At 69.8% G+C, this 15075-nt stretch carries 15 protein-coding genes; 8 read left to right on the plus strand and 7 right to left on the minus strand.

Translation table 11 applies throughout. The features are described from left to right. Positions 1 to 5: 5 nt before the first annotated feature. Entirely contained in the window at positions 6 to 1778 is a 1773-nt protein-coding gene (locus CEK69_RS19435; protein ID WP_152247444.1) for a M14 family metallopeptidase, read from the minus strand. Between the two features lie 168 nt (positions 1779 to 1946). Here CEK69_RS19435 and CEK69_RS19440 point away from each other — a divergent pair, with 168 nt between their 5' ends. Then, the gene (locus CEK69_RS19440) at positions 1947 to 3503 is read left to right on the plus strand and encodes an oligopeptide:H+ symporter (protein ID WP_152247446.1); all 1557 of its coding nucleotides are present in this window, start codon (positions 1947 to 1949) and stop codon (positions 3501 to 3503) included. Between the two features lie 8 nt (positions 3504 to 3511). After that, positions 3512 to 4147 carry a rhomboid family intramembrane serine protease gene (locus CEK69_RS19445; RefSeq protein WP_017912452.1) on the plus strand — a complete coding sequence of 212 codons (636 nt, stop codon included), beginning with the start codon at positions 3512 to 3514 and terminating at the stop codon, positions 4145 to 4147. A gap of 153 nt (positions 4148 to 4300) precedes the next feature. Here the strand turns inward: CEK69_RS19445 and CEK69_RS19450 are convergent, their stop codons facing one another. Next, positions 4301 to 4507, minus strand: coding sequence for a hypothetical protein (locus CEK69_RS19450; RefSeq protein WP_017909505.1), 207 nt, complete (start codon positions 4505 to 4507; stop codon positions 4301 to 4303). A gap of 216 nt (positions 4508 to 4723) precedes the next feature. Here CEK69_RS19450 and CEK69_RS19455 point away from each other — a divergent pair, with 216 nt between their 5' ends. From CEK69_RS19455 to CEK69_RS19465, 3 genes are all read left to right on the plus strand, one after another. Continuing rightward, positions 4724 to 5008, plus strand: coding sequence for a GNAT family N-acetyltransferase (locus CEK69_RS19455; RefSeq protein ID WP_152247448.1), 285 nt, complete (start codon positions 4724 to 4726; stop codon positions 5006 to 5008). Between the two features lie 104 nt (positions 5009 to 5112). Next, a complete protein-coding gene (locus CEK69_RS19460) occupies positions 5113 to 5940 on the plus strand; it encodes a DUF3298 and DUF4163 domain-containing protein (protein ID WP_148829724.1) in 828 nt (275 codons plus the stop codon). A gap of 142 nt (positions 5941 to 6082) precedes the next feature. Continuing rightward, positions 6083 to 6616, plus strand: a complete 534-nt coding sequence (locus CEK69_RS19465; RefSeq protein WP_152247450.1) for a MarR family transcriptional regulator — start codon at positions 6083 to 6085, stop codon at positions 6614 to 6616. Between the two features lie 194 nt (positions 6617 to 6810). Here CEK69_RS19465 and CEK69_RS19470 read toward each other — a convergent pair whose 3' ends face one another. Both CEK69_RS19470 and CEK69_RS19475 read right to left on the minus strand, forming a co-directional pair. Continuing rightward, entirely contained in the window at positions 6811 to 7593 is a 783-nt protein-coding gene (locus CEK69_RS19470; protein WP_152247452.1) for a hypothetical protein, read from the minus strand. After that, positions 7590 to 8123 (minus strand): RNA polymerase sigma factor, encoded by a 534-nt coding sequence (locus CEK69_RS19475; RefSeq protein ID WP_017907990.1) that lies wholly within the window; start codon positions 8121 to 8123, stop codon positions 7590 to 7592. Before CEK69_RS19475 ends, CEK69_RS19470 begins: the two co-directional genes overlap by 4 nt. 108 nt (positions 8124 to 8231) lie before the next feature. On the opposite strand from CEK69_RS19475, the gene CEK69_RS19480 reads away from it, so the two are divergent. Further along, a complete protein-coding gene (locus tag CEK69_RS19480) occupies positions 8232 to 9500 on the plus strand; it encodes a S8 family serine peptidase (protein ID WP_226975236.1) in 1269 nt (422 codons plus the stop codon). A gap of 104 nt (positions 9501 to 9604) precedes the next feature. Continuing rightward, positions 9605 to 10396: a hypothetical protein gene (locus CEK69_RS19485; protein WP_152247454.1), complete on the plus strand. Its 792-nt coding sequence runs from the start codon at positions 9605 to 9607 to the stop codon at positions 10394 to 10396. A 181-nt stretch (positions 10397 to 10577) separates the two neighbouring features. Here CEK69_RS19485 and CEK69_RS19490 read toward each other — a convergent pair whose 3' ends face one another. Beyond that, positions 10578 to 12764 (minus strand): M3 family metallopeptidase, encoded by a 2187-nt coding sequence (locus CEK69_RS19490; protein WP_193314045.1) that lies wholly within the window; start codon positions 12762 to 12764, stop codon positions 10578 to 10580. 333 nt (positions 12765 to 13097) lie between these two features. Here CEK69_RS19490 and CEK69_RS19495 point away from each other — a divergent pair, with 333 nt between their 5' ends. Then, positions 13098 to 13589: a glutathione peroxidase gene (locus CEK69_RS19495; protein WP_017915538.1), complete on the plus strand. Its 492-nt coding sequence runs from the start codon at positions 13098 to 13100 to the stop codon at positions 13587 to 13589. A 250-nt stretch (positions 13590 to 13839) separates the two neighbouring features. Here the strand turns inward: CEK69_RS19495 and CEK69_RS19500 are convergent, their stop codons facing one another. Beyond that, positions 13840 to 14619 carry a ferredoxin--NADP reductase gene (locus tag CEK69_RS19500; RefSeq protein WP_152247456.1) on the minus strand — a complete coding sequence of 260 codons (780 nt, stop codon included), beginning with the start codon at positions 14617 to 14619 and terminating at the stop codon, positions 13840 to 13842. A gap of 103 nt (positions 14620 to 14722) precedes the next feature. Further along, on the minus strand, positions 14723 to 15075 hold a 353-nt coding region (locus CEK69_RS21360; protein ID WP_226975237.1), incomplete at its 5' end, for a hypothetical protein.

A 15075-nucleotide genomic window follows, 5' to 3' on the forward strand; every position in this document is an offset into this window, starting at 1 on the left:
GCGCGTCAGGACGGTGCTTCGTCGCTGCGCATGACCGGGTACAGGCGGTAGCGCTCGTCCCAGGAACTGTGGCGGCGGTAGAAGAACTCCAGCCGCGCCTGCGGATCCTTGGCGAAGGCCGCGTCGTGTTCGAGCTTGTCCTCGAACTCGGCCTTGAGCGCCGGATCGCTGGCCAGCATCTGCCGCGCCACGTCCTCGGCGACGTAGTCTTCCATGTACTCGGCGCGCTCGAACGCGCTGTTGAATTCGCCCCATTGCAGCAGCGAGTCCGGCGCCTGCGGTTCCAGCAGCGCCATCAACAGCCGCGCCTTGGGCTGGGCGATCGGCACGAACAGCGCGCCGGCGCCGACCGCGCGGGTCTCCGGCTTCCAGGCGCCGGCGACGCTGAGCCGCTGGTGGCCTTCGGACGAGCGGGCGGCGAAGCTGGCGGTGTCGGCGCGGAAGGTCTGCACCGGCAGGGTGGCGTCGTGCTCCAGCGTGCGGAAGGCGATGCCGTGCTGGCGCAGCTTGGCGCCGACCAGGGCGGCCTGCGCCGCCGGCACCAGGTAGCCGGCGCGCGGCGCGGCGACTTCCACGCTGGGCACGATCTGGTCGCGCAGCGCCACGCGCCAGATCTTCGGGGTGCGCTCGTCGTAGCGGGTCATCAGCGCGCCGGACACCGGCGAGGGCGTGCGCGTGTAGGCGTAGCCGCGGAAGTCCACCAGGTGCGAGGCGTCGGTGGTGCGGTAGTCCAGCGCCACGGTCTTCCCGCCCAGGGCTTGCGCGCGGGTGTCGGCCGCCAGCGCGTCGGCGCGCCACTGCGCACCGTGTCGCGCCACCTGCTGCAGCACCGAGACGATGGTGTTGCGGGTGATGCGCACGCGCTCGGGGTAGCGCTTCCACGAATGCGTTTCCACCAGCATGCCGAAGCGGTTGCGCAGCTGGAAATAGCCGTGCGAGAAGCGCGGCGTCGGCACCCCGTCCTCGAAGCCGGAGGCGGGGTCGTCGTTGACCACGAAGGAGGGGTAGTAGGGAAGCGGCAGCGAGCCCTGCCGCTTCAGATCGGCCAGCACGCTGTCGCGCAGGCGCAGGCCGTCGCCGCGCAGCGCGGTGTCGCCGGCGTGCAGCGGTTCCACCTGGATCGACACGTCGTGCTCGAACTGCGCGCCGTCGGTGACGTGCAGATCCACATACACGAGCGGGTCCCACTGCTCGACCAGGCGCAGCATCGCCTGCATCTCCGGCGCGTCGGCCTTGACGTAGTCGCGGTTGAGGTTGAGGTTCTGCGCGGTGGTGCGCCAGCCCATCTGTTCCGGACCACGCTGGTTGGGCCGGTTCCAGGCGCCGAAGCGCTCGTGCCCGTCGACGTTGAACACCGGTACGAACAGCCACACCTGCTTGTCCAGCGCGCCGCGCGCGGCCTGGCCGTCGAGCAGTTGGCGCAGCGCCAGGAAGCCGGCGTCCTTGCCGTCGATCTCGCCGGCGTGGATGCCGCCCTGGATCAGCACCACCGGCAGCTTGCGCGCCTGTGCGGCCGCCGGATCCAGCGCGCCGGAGGTGGACACCGCCAGCGCCTTCATCGGCCGGCCTTCCGGGGTGGTGCCGAAGTCGAAACAGCGCACCGCCTGCGGATAGCGCTGCGCGAAGGCATCGCACAGCGCAATGGTTTCGGCGTAGCGGCCGGTGCGCGCGAATCCGCTGCGCTCGGCTTCGGTGGACAGGCCCGCCTCGCTGGCCAGCGACGGCATGCTGCAGAGCAGCATCGGCAGCAACAGGGTGGCCAGCCAGGGTCGGATCATCTCGGCACCGTCTCGGGACAGGCGCCCATGATGCGGGCAGCGCGCCGATTGCGAAAGCACCTAGGGCGTGTCCTAGCGGTTCGATTCGCCGGAACGATCGGGTAACCTTCTGAAAATTTTGCCTGGACGAGGGCCCGTGAGCAGCCAAGCCACCACGAGGAACGCCGCATGAGCGCGGCGCAAGAGCGCGCCACGGCGCGCATGCCGCGGCAGATTCCGTACATCATCGGCAACGAGGCCTGCGAGCGCTTCAGCTTCTACGGGATGCGCAACATCCTGGTGCAGTTCCTGATCACCTCGCTGCTGCTGCAGGAAGTGACGGCGCCCGGCCGCGAGGCCGAAGCCAAGCACATCATGCACAGCTTCATGATCGGCGTGTACTTCTTCCCGCTGCTCGGCGGCTGGCTGGCCGACCGCTTCTTCGGCAAGTACAGCACCATCCTCTGGTTCAGCCTGATCTACTGCGTGGGCCACCTGTGCCTGGCGCTGTTCGAGGGCCATCGCACCGGCTTCTTCCTCGGCCTGGGCCTGATCGCGCTGGGCGCGGGCGGGATCAAGCCGCTGGTGGCCTCGTTCATGGGCGACCAGTTCGACCAGGGCAACAAGCACCTGGCCAAGGTGGTGTTCGACGCCTTCTACTGGATCATCAACTTCGGTTCGCTGTTCGCCTCGCTGCTGATCCCGTTGGCGCTGAAGAACCTGGGCCCGGCGTGGGCGTTCGGCATCCCCGGCATCCTGATGCTGGTGGCGACCCTGGTGTTCTGGGCCGGGCGTCACCGCTACGTGCGCGTGCCGCTGCCGCCCAAGGATCCGCACGGTTTCGCCCAGGTGGTGCGCACCGCGCTGCTGCGGCAGGCGCCGGGGCAGGGCCGCCCCGGCCTGGTCCTGGCCGGCGTGGCGGTGCTGCTGGCGCTGGCGACGTTCGCCCTCGTGCCGACCCTGGGCCTGGTGATCTGCCTGTGCCTGGCGCTGGTGTTGTTGCTGGCCGGCATCGGCGGCGGCACCTGGTGGCAACTGGAGCGCGCCCGCGCGCTGCATCCGGACGCGGCGGTGGACGGTGTGCGTGCGGTGCTGCGGGTGCTGGTGGTGTTCGCGCTGGTCACCCCGTTCTTCTCGCTGTTCGACCAGAAGGCCTCGACCTGGGTGCTGCAGGGCCAGCAGATGCAGATGCCGGCGTGGTTCAGCGCCTCGCAGATGCAGGCGCTGAATCCGGCGCTGGTGATGCTGCTGATCCCGTTCAACAACCTGGTGCTGTATCCGCTGCTGCGCCGGCGCGGCTACGAGCCGACCGCGCTGCGGCGGATGACCGCCGGCATCGCCTTCAGCGGCCTGGCCTGGATCGTGGTCGGCACGCTGCAGGTGATGATGGACGGCGGCGACGCCCTGTCCATCGCCTGGCAGATCCTGCCGTATGCGCTGCTGACCTTCGGCGAAGTGCTGGTCTCGGCGACCGGCCTGGAGTTCGCCTACAGCCAGGCGCCGCAGTCGATGAAGGGCGTGGTGATGAGTTTCTGGAACCTCACCACCACCGTCGGCAACCTGTGGGTGCTGCTGTCCAACGCGGCGGTGCGCAACGACCGCGTCACCGCGCACATCGGCAGCACCGGGCTCAGCGAGACCGCGTTCCTGATGTTCTTCTTCGCCGCCTTCGCGTTCGTCGCCGCACTGCTGTTCGGGCTGTACGCGCGCCGCTACCGCATGGTCGACCACTACCGCCCCGCCTGAGACCCCGCATGCCCTCCGTCACCCCCGTCAACCTGATCCTGATCGTCCTCACCGTGCTGGTGTCGTGGGCGGCGTTCAACAACCGCCGGCTGCTCGACCGGCTGATCCTGTGGCCGCCGGCGATCGACCGCCACAAGCAGTACGACCGGCTGGTGACCTACGGCTTCATCCATGCCGATTTCCCGCACCTGCTGTTCAACATGGTCACGCTGTACTTCTTCGGCGGCCCGATCGAGGTGCTGATGGAGCGGCTGACCGGCAACATGCTGGTGTACCCGCTGTTCTACCTGTCGGCGTTGGTGGTCTCGATCCTGCCCAGCTACCTGAAGAACCAGAAGAACCCCAACTACATGAGCCTGGGCGCATCCGGCGCGGTGTCGGCGGTGCTGTTCGCCTTCATCCTGATGGCGCCGTGGACCGGGATCTTCTTCTTCTTCATCCCGATTCCGATCCCGGCGATCCTGTATGCCGTGTTCTATGTCGGCTACAGCATCTGGATGGACCGCCGCGGCGGCGACAACGTCAACCACAGCGCGCACCTGGCCGGCGCGGCGTTCGGCGTCATGTTCCTGCTGATCATGGAGCCGTCGGTGCTGCAGCACTTTCTGGGCGAGCTGGCGAACCCGCGCTTCGGGCGCGGCTGATCCGCGACGCGCTGGCGTCCGCACGGGCGTGCGGCGCCGCGCGATCGGCGCATCTCTCATTCGCTGCGCTGGGTATGCGCCGTGGCGCCGATGCGGTCGTGGGCACGCATCGCGCATGGGGCAGATGGCGGTCCGTCAGGCCGCCCTCTGTGTTCAGCGGGTCTGCTGCCCGCGCAACTGCACCTTGGCGCTGCCGATGGCGGCGTTCTCGTAGGTGCGCTTGAGGCGCTGGTAGACCTCGTCGTCGAGCTGTTGGAATTCGCCGCCCTGGTGGTCGCCGCTGACCGACAGTTGGAACAGCCCTTCCAGCAGGGAGGCGTTGTGGTCGCCCTGGTCGTATTTGCTCTCGGTCTCGCTCATGCGCGTGGTTCCCTGTTGGATCGCTGCGTGATGGGAGGTGCAACTCCCATGCCAGGTTTTCGGCCTGTCCTGGCGGTATCGGCCGCGCGCGGCACGACTTGAGCGGCGTACGGCTGACGCGCCGCGTCGGCGGCGTGACGCCCTTGGGCAGGTGTTTCACATCGCCGCGGCAAGCCGCAGCGGACACTGCCTGCTCCGCGACACATCCACTTCCCCATGTCCGCACCGAACGTCCCGATCGCGCACGATCCGCAGCAGCACCGCTTCAGCCTGCAGGTCGACGGCCATCGCGCCGAACTCGACTACGTGCTGGAGCAGGGGCGCATGGTCATCACCCACACCGGGGTGCCTGGCCCGATCGGCGGGCGCGGGCTGGCGGCGCAACTGGTCTCCGCCGCGCTGGACCATGCGCAGGCACAAGGCTGGAAGGTGGTGCCGGCGTGTTCGTACGCGGCCGTGTTCATCCAGCGGCATCCGCAATACGCGGCGCTGCTCGATTGAGCATCGGGCACCGCAACGGCGCGATAATGCGCGCCACTTTTACAGGCATTGCAGGAACAGGGGCAGTCGACGTGAGCAGGGCAGAGACGATGGGCAACGGGCGGATGGCATGGACGGCACTGGCGGTCGCCGCGGCGCTGGCACTGGCCGGCTGCAAACGCGAGGAACCGGCCGCCGTACCGGCGCCCGCCGCGGCACCGGCACAAAGCGAGGCTTCCGCGGCGCCGGAGCCGGCGCAGGCCACGCCGCCGGAACTGAAGGACATCGTCGAACACAGCCCCAGCTATGTGGTCGGCATCACTTTTCCGCCGTCGATCAACCGCTATCCCGGACTGGCCGAGGCGGCCAACCGCTACGCGCAGAGCGCGCGCAGCGAGCTGATGGAAGCGGTCGACGGGCTGGGCAACGATCGCCCGCGCGCGCCCTACGAACTCTCGCTGCAGTTCGAGATGCTGCTGGAGCGTCCGGACCTGGTCGCGCTGAGCGCAGACGGCAGCCGCTACACCGGCGGTGCGCACGGCGAACCGCTGGTGGCGCGTTGGGTGTGGCTGCCGCAGCAGCAGCGCATGCTCACCGCCGAGACACTGATCCCGGATGCGTCGCACTGGAAGCAGGTGGCCGGCTATGTCGCCGCGCAGCTGCGCCAGGCGGTGCAGACGCGGGTGGATGCCGAACAGGTGCCGCCGGAGGACCAGGACGAGCAGGTGCGCAGCGCCAGCAAGATGATCGCCGAAGGCACCGAGCCGCAGCCCGGCAACTTCAGCCAGTTCCAGCCGTTGGTCGACGCGGCGGGCAAGATCACCGCCTTGCGTTTCGTGTTCCCGCCATACCAGGTGGGGCCGTACGCCGATGGCACGCAGACGGTGGACGTGCCGGCCAGCGTGCTGCGCGAGCTGGTGGCACCGGAATACGCGCCGCTGTTCGCCGCCTGAGCGGTGGCCGGCGCGCCAGCGCGCGTCGGCGTCGGCGTGCGGTGCACCGCGTCGACAGCATGCGGGAACGCAACGCGTGCCCTCGTCGGAACGATGCGCAATGGGTAGCATTGGCGGCTACCCCACTTGCAATCGATTTCTTATGGGCAGTTTCGATCAGACCGAGCGGCGTGTGGCGCACACCTGCGCGCGCTATCCGGCCTTCCCGCGCGAGCCCGCCGTCCTGGTCCGGCTGGTCAAGCACCTGTACAAGCGCGTGCATGCCAACGCCAGCGGCGTGCTCAAGGAGTACGGCATCAGCCCGCCGGAGTACGAGATCCTGATGATGCTGTACGGCACGCCCGAGCAGTGCATCACCCCCACCGAGGTGGCCGAGGCCGCAAGCGAGAAGCCGGCCAACATCACCCGTCTCACCGACAGCCTGTGCAGCAAGGGGCTGCTGTCGCGCACGGCCAGTCCGGAAGACCGGCGCAAGGTCGCGCTGACCCTGCAGCCGGCCGGCATCGCCCTGATCGAACGCTTGCTGCCGGACGTGTGTGCGTTCCTGGAGACGGAAACCGCGGCGCTGGATGCCGGCGAGCAGCAGCAGCTGGAGAAATTGCTGAAGAAGATGCTGGCCGGCATCGACGGCCTCGACGCTGCCACCGAGTCGAAGACGCAGGCGGCGCTGCCCTGAGGGCAACCTCGAAGAAGGTGCGTCCGCGGCATCGAGCGTGAATCGATGTGCTGCAGGAGCGACTTCAGCCGCGACCGGTGTGTCGGAAACGCGCGTCGCGGCTGAAGCCGCTCCTGCCGGACGCGTTCCGGTGTGCTTCGGAGGTGTTCTAGGCGCGTTGCCCATCCCAAAGCAGGCAGGACATCGGCCTGTTCCTAGCGCCAGCCGCGTGCGCGCGCGTGCTGTTCGCCGTCGGCATCCAGCGCCTCGCCGGCGATGCGCGCATCCACCGCCTGCAGCACCGCGGCCGGCATCGGGCTGGCCGCCATGCGCATGCCGCCGCCGTCTTCGCGTTCGCCGGCCGGCACCAGCAGTTCCACCCGCCATGCGCCGTCGCGCTGGCAGGCCAGGCCGGCGTTGGTGTTCGACAGCGCGAAGGTGCGGCAGTAATGGCCGTCGCGATCGCGGAAGCTCAGGCCGATGCGCACGCTTCCCTGGGACTGGCCGGACAACTGCTGCGTCAGCGCCTGCGCCAGCGCGCCCTCGGCGACGCTCCCCCGGGCCGCCGCGACCGTCGGGCCGTGCGCATCGCCCTGCGGCAATTGCCGCTGCGCGATCCACAGCCCCAGCAACAGCGCCGCCGCCAAGGCCGCCGGCAGCGCCCAGCGGCGCCGCGCACGCGGCCGCAGCGGCGTCGGTCGGCTTGCCTGCGCCGTCGCATGGACGGGCGAGGCCGGCCGCGCCGCGACAGCGGTGTCTTGGTCAGGCGCGTCGGCCGGCCGTGCACGCGCAGCGGCGAGCAGGCGCGCGGGCACCGCTTCGTCCAGTACCGGGGCAAAGCCGGCGCGCAGCCGCGCCTGCAGGCTGCGCAGCCGCTCCAGCGCCTGTGCCAGCTGCGGGTCGCTGCGCAACGCCGCTTCCACCTGGGCGGCCTGCGCCGCATCCAGTTCGCCGTCGGCGTAGGCCTGCAGCGTGAGTGCGTCGATCGTGGTGTTCATGCGGTCGCCTCCAGTGACGCCTGCAGGGCTTCGCGCCCACGCGCGAGCCGGCTGGTGAGTGTGCCGAGCGGAATCTCCAACACCGCCGCGGCATCCTTGTAGGACAGGCCTTCGATCAGCACCAGTGCGATCGCCAGGCGTTGTTCCTCGGGCAGGCCGGCCATCGCGGCCTGCACCGCCATCCAGTCCTGCTGCCGCTCCAGCGGCGTGTCGCCGACGTGCTCGCCCTCGGCGGCATCGACGAAGACCTGCCGCCGTCGCCGCTGCGCCCGCACCTCGTCGATCCAGGCGTGGCGGATGATGCCGTACAGCCAGTACTGCAGCGGCGTCTCCGGCCGCCATTGCCCGGCGCGGCGCAGCGCGCGCTCGATCGCGATCTGCAGCAGGTCGTCGGCGTCCTCGCGATGGCCGGCGACGGCACGCGCGAAGCGCCGCAACTGCGGCAGCAGGGTACAGATGCCGTCGCCGACGGCGGCCGTGGGATCGGCGTGCATGTCGGTGATACGTTCGGCGGAGGGGTTTTCTTCCATGGGCGCGGCGCGGCGTTCACCGCGTGTCGGGATGGCAGGATTAGTGTGGCACGCCAACAGGGGCGGACAACGGAGCGGGGCATGGCGACGGGCAGACGAATGCGCTGGATGGCCGTGGCATGGCTGGCGGTGGCGACACCGGTATGGGCGCAGCTGGCGCTGCCGTCGGCCGGCGGGCTGGTGCAGGACGTCACCCAGGGCGTGCAGGGCGGCATGAATCGGGTGGGAGAGTCGCTGCAGGACGCGCGCGGCGAGGTCGAACGGCTGCGCCTGAAACGCCTGCAGGCGCTGCTGCGCAGCGATCCGCGCGGGCTGGAGCGCGACGAGGGCGGCGCCGTGGTGATGCGCGGGCAGGTGGTGGCGCTGGAGCCGGACCCGGCCGCGCTGCAGGCGGCGCAGGCGGCCGGCTTCGCCGTGCTGGAGCAGCGCAGCTTCGGCGAATTCGGCCTGCGCCTGGTGGTGCTGCAGGTGCCATCGGGCCTGTCCACGCGCCGCGCGCTGCAGCAGCTGCGCGAGCGCGATCCGCAGGGCGATTACGACTACAACCACGTTTACAGCGGATCGGCAGCGACGCCGCCGGCACCCGCCAGCGCCTCCGCCGCTCCGGCAGCCGCTGGCGCCGCGACGGGCGGCTTTGTGGTCGGCCTGATCGACAGCGGCGTGGATGCGGCGCATCCGGCGCTGGCCGGCGTGCAGGTGCAATCCTGGGGGTGCGACGGGCAGGTGCGCGCGCAGCCGCACGGCACGGCGGTCGCCTCGCTGCTGGCGGGACGCGCGGTGGCGCACGGGCCGTTCGCGCGGACCCTGTATGCGGCCGACATCTATTGCGGACAGGCCGATGGCGGCACCGTGGTCGAGCTGGTCGGGGCACTGGCATGGATGGCGCAGCAGCAGGTGCCGGTGATCAACATCAGCCTGATCGGCGGGCCCAACCGTGCGCTGCAACTCGCCGTGCAGCGCATGCTCGCGCGCGGCCACGTGCTGGTCGCCGCGGTGGGCAACGACGGCCCGGCGGCACCGCCGCTGTATCCCGCGGCCTATCCCGGGGTGATCGGTGTCACCGCGGTGGATGCGCGTGCGCGGGTCTTGCCGGAGGCGGGGCGTGGGCCGCAGGTGGCCTTCGCCGCGGTCGGCGAACTGATCGCCGCGGCACCGCAGGGCCGCTGGCAGGCGCAGCGCGGCACCTCCTTCGCGGCGCCGCTGGTGGCGCGGCTGGCGGCGCAGGCGCTGTCGCAGCCGAATCCGCAGGCGGCCGCGCAGGTGCGCACGCAGTTGCAGGCGCAGGCGCGCGATCTCGGTTCGCCCGGCACCGATCCGGTGTACGGCGCCGGGCTGCTCGGCGCGGACCTGCCGCTGCAGCGCGCGCCGGGCGGCTGAACGCATTCTGTCTGCGTCCCGCCTGCACGGGATGTTCTGCGTCGCTCGATTCGTAGGGAGACATGAGAGCCGCAGATGGCCTGCGGCGACACGAGGAGAATGCGATGAACGGCAAGACTCTGTTGGCGAGCGCGGTGCTGGTGGCGTCGGTGGCGCTGATCCCGGGCGTGGCCGGCGCGCAGTTGCTGGGCGGTGCGGGCAGCGTGGGCGGTGCGGTCAACGGCACCCTGGGCGGCCTGGGCGGCGGCAGCCTCGTCGGCAACGGCATGGGCGCAGGCCGCCTGGACGCCGGGGTTCCGCTGGATCGCGCCCGCAGCGGCATCGAGCAGTCGTCGCAGCGTGCGCGGATGGCGGCGCAGCGGGCGGCGGCGCGTGGCGCGGCCACCGCGGACGGCGCGGCGCAGACCGCCGGTGCTGCGGTGAACCAGGGCCGCACGCTGGCCGGCAATGCCGCCGCCAGTGGCAGTGCGGCGGCACGCAGCGCGGCCGGTAGCGCGATGGGCCAGGCCGACGGCGCGCTCGGCGCGGCGACCAGCGCGGCCAATCCCACGGCGGCGCTGGCGACCGCCGGCAATGCCGCCGGTGCCGTCAATGGCGTGACCGGTAACGGTGCTGCGTCGAGTGCGGCCGGTAACGGCAGCGGCAACGGCGCCGCCAGCGGCGGCAGCCTGCCGACGGTGCCGGCGGTGCCGGCGCTGTCTGGCAACGGCAGTGCCAACGGTGCGGCCAGCGGCAGCGCCTCGCACAGCGCGGGCACGCATGGTGGGTCGGTGTCGGGCCAGGCGGGTGCGGGTGGCCAGGGCGGTGCGCAGGCCGGTAGCGGTCAGGCGCAGGGGCAGGCCGGCGGCAATGCCTCGCTGGGTGCCAGCATCAACGCCTCCAGCGACGGCCAGTAAGCCGCTGACGGCCACGCGCGGCGTACCGCGCGTCGCCATCGCGACGGCAGGCTGAAAAACACGACGCCCGGCTGAGCCGGGCGTCGTGCGTGTTGCGTTCTGCGGTCGGTCGCGGGTGTGTTCCGCCGTGACGTCGTCGCGACGTGGCGGCACGGCCGCACGGGCCGCGCCGCGCTGCGCCTCAGCGTGCGCTCGGCGTCGCCGCCGGCGTGGCGTTGAGGCCGCGCTTCTCCAGCAAGGGTTCGATCTGCGGCGCGTGTCCGGCGAAGTCCTGGAACAACTGCATCGCATCGACGCTGCCGCCTCGCGAGAGCAGGGTCTTGCGGAAGCGGTCGCCGTTGGCGCGGCTCAGCCCGCCATGCTGCTTGAACCACTGCTGGGTGTTGGCGTCCAGCACCTCGGCCCAGATGTAGGCGTAGTAGCCGGCCGCATAGCCGCCCATGATGTGGCTGAAGTACGGCGTACGGTAGCGCGGCGGCACCGGCGGATAGGCGATGCCGTCGGCCGCCAGCGCCTTGGCCTCGAAGTCCATCACGCCCGATGCCGGCGGCACCTGGCCGGCGCTCAGCTGGTGCCAGCGCTGGTCGAGCATCGCCGCGCCCAGGTACTCGGTGGTGGCGAAGCCCTGGTTGAACTTGGCGGTGGCCACCACCTTGTCCAGCAGTGCCTGCGGCATCGGCGCGCCGCTCTGGTAGTGCTTGGCGTAGTGCTTGAGGATGGCCGGATCGTCGGCCCACATCTCGTTGACCTGCGAGGGGAACTCGACGAAGTCGCGCGGCACGCTGGTGCCGGAGAAGTACGGGTACTTCACGTTCGAGAACATGCCGTGCAGCGCATGGCCGAACTCGTGGAAGGCGGTGGTGACCTCGTCCCAGGTCAGCAGGGTCGGTTGCCCGGCCGGCGGCTTGGGAATGTTGAGGTGGTTGGCGACCACCGGCTTGTCGCCGGTCAGCGCCGACTGCGACACGTAGGAGCTCATCCAGGCGCCGCCGCGCTTGGACTCGCGCGCGTACATGTCGGCGATGAAGATCGCCAGCTGGCTGCCGTCGGCGTCGAATACGTCGTAGACCAGTACGTCGTCGCGGTAGGTGGGCAGGTCGGTGCGCTGCTTGAAGGTCAGCCCGTATTCCTGGTTGGCGGCGTAGAACACGCCGTTTTCCAGCACGTTCTTCAGTTCGAAGTAGGGCTTGAGCTGGGCCTCGTCGAAGTCGTACTTGGCCTGGCGCACCTTCTCGGTGTAGTAGGCCCAGTCCCAGGCCTCGAGCTTGAAGCTGGGCTTGCCGGCGGCTTTCTGCTCCTGGTCGATCATCGCCTGCAGGTCGGCCGCCTCGCGCTTGGCGTTGGCCACCGCGGCCGGGGCCAGCTTGCCGAGCATGGCGTTGACCGCTTCGGGCGTCTTCGCCGTTTGGGTTTCCAGCGAATAGGCGGCGTGGTTCGGATAGCCGAGCAGCTTGGCGCGGTCGGCGCGCAGGGTCATGATCCGCGACACCAGCGCGGTGTTGTCGTACGGGCCGCCGTGGCTGCCGCGCGACACCGAGGCCTCGTAGATCTTCTGCCGCAGGGCGCGATCCTTGAGCTGGGCCAGCGGCGGCTGGCCGGTGGTGTTGAGCAGGGCGATCACGTACTTGCCGTCGAGCTTGCGCGCCTTGGCCGCTTCGGCGGCCGCGGCGATCTGCGCGTCGGACAGGCCGTCGAGCTGCTTGACGTCGTCCACCACCACCGCGGCGGCGTTCACTTCGGCCAGCACGTTCTGGCTGAACTTGGTGCCCAGTTCGGCCAGTTCGGCGTTCATCGCCTTGAGCTTGGCCTTGTCGGCGTCGTTGAGCTTGGCGCCGTCGCGGACGAAGTCGCTGTGGTACTTCTCGATCAGGCGCACGCCCTCCGCGTCCAGACCGAGCTGGTTGCGGGTGTCGTACAGGGTCTGGATGCGCGCGAACAGCTTGGGATTGAGCGCGATCGCATCGCGGTGCGCGGCCAGCTTGCCGGCGTACTCGGCCTGCAGTTTCTTGCGGGTGTCGTTGGTGTCGGCGCCGACCAGGTTGAAGAACACGGTGGTGGCGCGGTCCAGGACCTGCCCGCTCTTCTCCATCGCCACGATGGTGTTGTCGAAGGTCGGTTTGGCGGTCTGATCGGCGATGGCCTGCATTTCCTTCAGTTGCTGCGCCATGCCGGCGTCGAACGCGGGCGCGAAATCGCTGTCCTTGATCTTGTCGAACTGCGGGTAATGCAGCGGCAGCGGGCTTTCGGCGAAGAACGGGTTGGCCTGCGTGGCCGCCGTGGCGGCGGTGGGCGTGGTGGCCGGAGCGGCGTAGGCGGGCATGGCGAGTCCGAGCGTGGCGGCGAGGGCAAGGGCGAGGCGAGAGGTCATCAAGCGGTATCCGCGATCATGGTGATCAGGCAGGCTACCCCAGGCCGGCAGGCGTGACCCGTGACGAAAGCCATGGGAGCGCTGCAGCATCGGCGCTTGTTTCTCAAGGCTTTGCGGCATTTGGCGTGAACCTTGATGCAGTGCGCTTTCGCGCGTGGCGGCGCCGGTGCGGCCACGCATCGGTGATGCGCTGGCGGTGTGCGTTGGCGCGTTCGCGCCCACCTCTGCGACGCCGCCTCGCGCATCGGCCCCGGTTCGCTGGCGACGCGTGCGGCCACCGCGTAGCATCGCCTCGACCCAGCGCCGCTGCGGCGCGCCGCACCACGAGGATCCATGGACACGCCGACCACCGCCTACGCCTTCACCGCGACCACGCTCGACGGGCAGGCGCAGCCGCTTGCCGACTACGCCGGCAAGGTGCTGTTGATCGTCAACGTTGCCTCCAAGTGCGGTTTCACCCCGCAGTACGCCGGGCTGCAGGCGCTGTGGCAGCGCTATCGCGAGCGCGGGCTGGTGGTGCTGGGCTTTCCCTGCGATCAGTTCGGCCACCAGGAGCCGGGCGATGCCGCGGAGATCCGCCAGTTCTGTTCGCTCAGCTACGACGTTGATTTCCCGATGTTCGCCAAGGTGCAGGTCAACGGCGACGGCGCGCATCCGCTGTGGCGCTGGCTCAAGCAGCAGAAATCCGGGCTGCTCGGCATCGCCGCGATTAAGTGGAATTTCAGCAAGTTCCTGGTCGGCCGCGACGGCCAGGTGCTGGCGCGTTATGCGCCGACCGACAAGCCGGAAGCGCTGGCCGACGAGATCGAGCGGGCGCTGGGGTGACGATTCGGCCGAGGACGCTCGGCGTGGTCTTGAATGCTGGATGCCTGCTCTTGTGGGAGGGACTTCAGTCCCGACGTGTTCGAGTTAAAGGCGTCGGGACTGAAGTCCCTCCCACAAAATACTCCCCACTATTTCGCTTTGACCTGCCGCCGTGTCGCTTATCCGGCAGGAGCGGCTTCAGCCGCGATGCTTTACCGGGAACGCCCATCGCGGCTGAAGCCGCTCCTATGATCGGAGACGCGCAGCGCCGTCACTTCTCGACGAACGCGCGCTCGAACACGTAATGCCCTGGCGAGCCGATGCGCGGCGAGGCGACGAAGCCGCGGGCGTCCAGGGTATGGCGCAGGTCGGCCAGCATCTGCGGGCTGCCGCAGATCATCGCGCGGTCGTGTTCCGGGTTCAGCGGCGGCAGGCCGAGGGTGCGCTGCATTTCGCCGCTCTCGAGCAACTCGGTGAGGCGGCCGCGGTTGCGGAAGTCCTCGCGGGTCACCGCCGGGTAGTACAGCAGCTTCTCGCGGATGGTCTCGCCGAGGAACTCGTGCTGCGGCAGTTCCTTCTCGAAATAGTCGCGGTAGGCCAGGTCCTTCTCGAAGCGCACGCCGTGGGTGAGGACCACCTTGTCGAAGCGCTCGTAGGTTTCCGGGTCCTTGATCACCGACAGCCACGGCGCCAGCCCGGTGCCGGTGCCCAGCAGGTACAGGTGGCGGCCCGGGTGCAGGTCGCTGATCAGCAGAGTGCCGGTGGGCTTCTTGCCGACCAGCACCGAATCGCCGGGCTTGATGTGCTGCAGGCGAGAGGTCAGCGGGCCGTCCGGTACCTTGATGCTGAAGAACTCCAGTTGCTCTTCCCAGTTGGCGCTGGCGATGGAATAGGCGCGCAGCAGCGGCCGCGTCTCCGTCTCCAGGCCGATCATCACGAACTGGCCGTTGTCGAAACGGAAGCCGTCGTTGCGGGTGGTGGTGAAGCTGAAGTAGTCCTCGGTCCAGTGGCGGACATCGAGCACCGTTTCGGGGCCAAAAGCGGAAGACATGCCGTTGATCGTGATGGGGAAGGAACGGCGGCCATTCTACCCCATGCCGGTTCAAATGAGATCAACTCTCATTTGAGGGTCGGGCCGATCCCGGCGATCCGGCTCACTTCTCGAACGAGACCTCGTAGGACAGGTACAGCGGCGCCTGCGGCGGCGCCAGCAGCGGGCGCTGGCGCAGGAAACGCTCCAGGCACAGGGCCAGCGGCGTGGTGCCATTGCGCCAGCTGGCGCCGACGCTGCCGTCGGCCTGCACCTGCACCACCACGGTGAACGGCGAGGTGTCCGGGCGCGGCGTGGCGCAACTGGCCACGCCCTCGTCCAGCGCCGCGCGTTGCAGGGTCTGCAGGCGTTCCTCCATCGCCGCCGGCAGGCCGGCTTCGTCGCGGTCGGCCAGGGCCTTGGCCGCGGCGTAGTCGGAAGGCGCCGGCGTGTCCGCGGCGGGAGCGGCGAGCGGCG

This window comes from Xanthomonas sp. LMG 12462 (genome assembly GCF_009192885.1).
Classification (GTDB): domain Bacteria; phylum Pseudomonadota; class Gammaproteobacteria; order Xanthomonadales; family Xanthomonadaceae; genus Xanthomonas_A; species Xanthomonas_A sontii.

What these genes read in the sequence shown, in the direction of transcription:
- CEK69_RS19435 (WP_152247444.1), bottom strand. Translation starts at nt 1,778, where the DNA reads ATGATCCGACCCTGGCTGGCCACCCTGTTGCTGCCGATGCTGCTCTGC.
- CEK69_RS19440 (WP_152247446.1), top strand. Translation starts at nt 1,947, where the DNA reads ATGAGCGCGGCGCAAGAGCGCGCCACGGCGCGCATGCCGCGGCAGATT.
- CEK69_RS19445 (WP_017912452.1), top strand. Translation starts at nt 3,512, where the DNA reads ATGCCCTCCGTCACCCCCGTCAACCTGATCCTGATCGTCCTCACCGTG.
- CEK69_RS19450 (WP_017909505.1), bottom strand. Translation starts at nt 4,507, where the DNA reads ATGAGCGAGACCGAGAGCAAATACGACCAGGGCGACCACAACGCCTCC.
- CEK69_RS19455 (WP_152247448.1), top strand. Translation starts at nt 4,724, where the DNA reads ATGTCCGCACCGAACGTCCCGATCGCGCACGATCCGCAGCAGCACCGC.
- CEK69_RS19460 (WP_148829724.1), top strand. Translation starts at nt 5,113, where the DNA reads ATGGCATGGACGGCACTGGCGGTCGCCGCGGCGCTGGCACTGGCCGGC.
- CEK69_RS19465 (WP_152247450.1), top strand. Translation starts at nt 6,083, where the DNA reads ATGGGCAGTTTCGATCAGACCGAGCGGCGTGTGGCGCACACCTGCGCG.
- CEK69_RS19470 (WP_152247452.1), bottom strand. Translation starts at nt 7,593, where the DNA reads ATGAACACCACGATCGACGCACTCACGCTGCAGGCCTACGCCGACGGC.
- CEK69_RS19475 (WP_017907990.1), bottom strand. Translation starts at nt 8,123, where the DNA reads ATGGAAGAAAACCCCTCCGCCGAACGTATCACCGACATGCACGCCGAT.
- CEK69_RS19480 (WP_226975236.1), top strand. Translation starts at nt 8,232, where the DNA reads ATGGCCGTGGCATGGCTGGCGGTGGCGACACCGGTATGGGCGCAGCTG.
- CEK69_RS19485 (WP_152247454.1), top strand. Translation starts at nt 9,605, where the DNA reads ATGAACGGCAAGACTCTGTTGGCGAGCGCGGTGCTGGTGGCGTCGGTG.
- CEK69_RS19490 (WP_193314045.1), bottom strand. Translation starts at nt 12,764, where the DNA reads ATGACCTCTCGCCTCGCCCTTGCCCTCGCCGCCACGCTCGGACTCGCC.
- CEK69_RS19495 (WP_017915538.1), top strand. Translation starts at nt 13,098, where the DNA reads ATGGACACGCCGACCACCGCCTACGCCTTCACCGCGACCACGCTCGAC.
- CEK69_RS19500 (WP_152247456.1), bottom strand. Translation starts at nt 14,619, where the DNA reads ATGTCTTCCGCTTTTGGCCCCGAAACGGTGCTCGATGTCCGCCACTGG.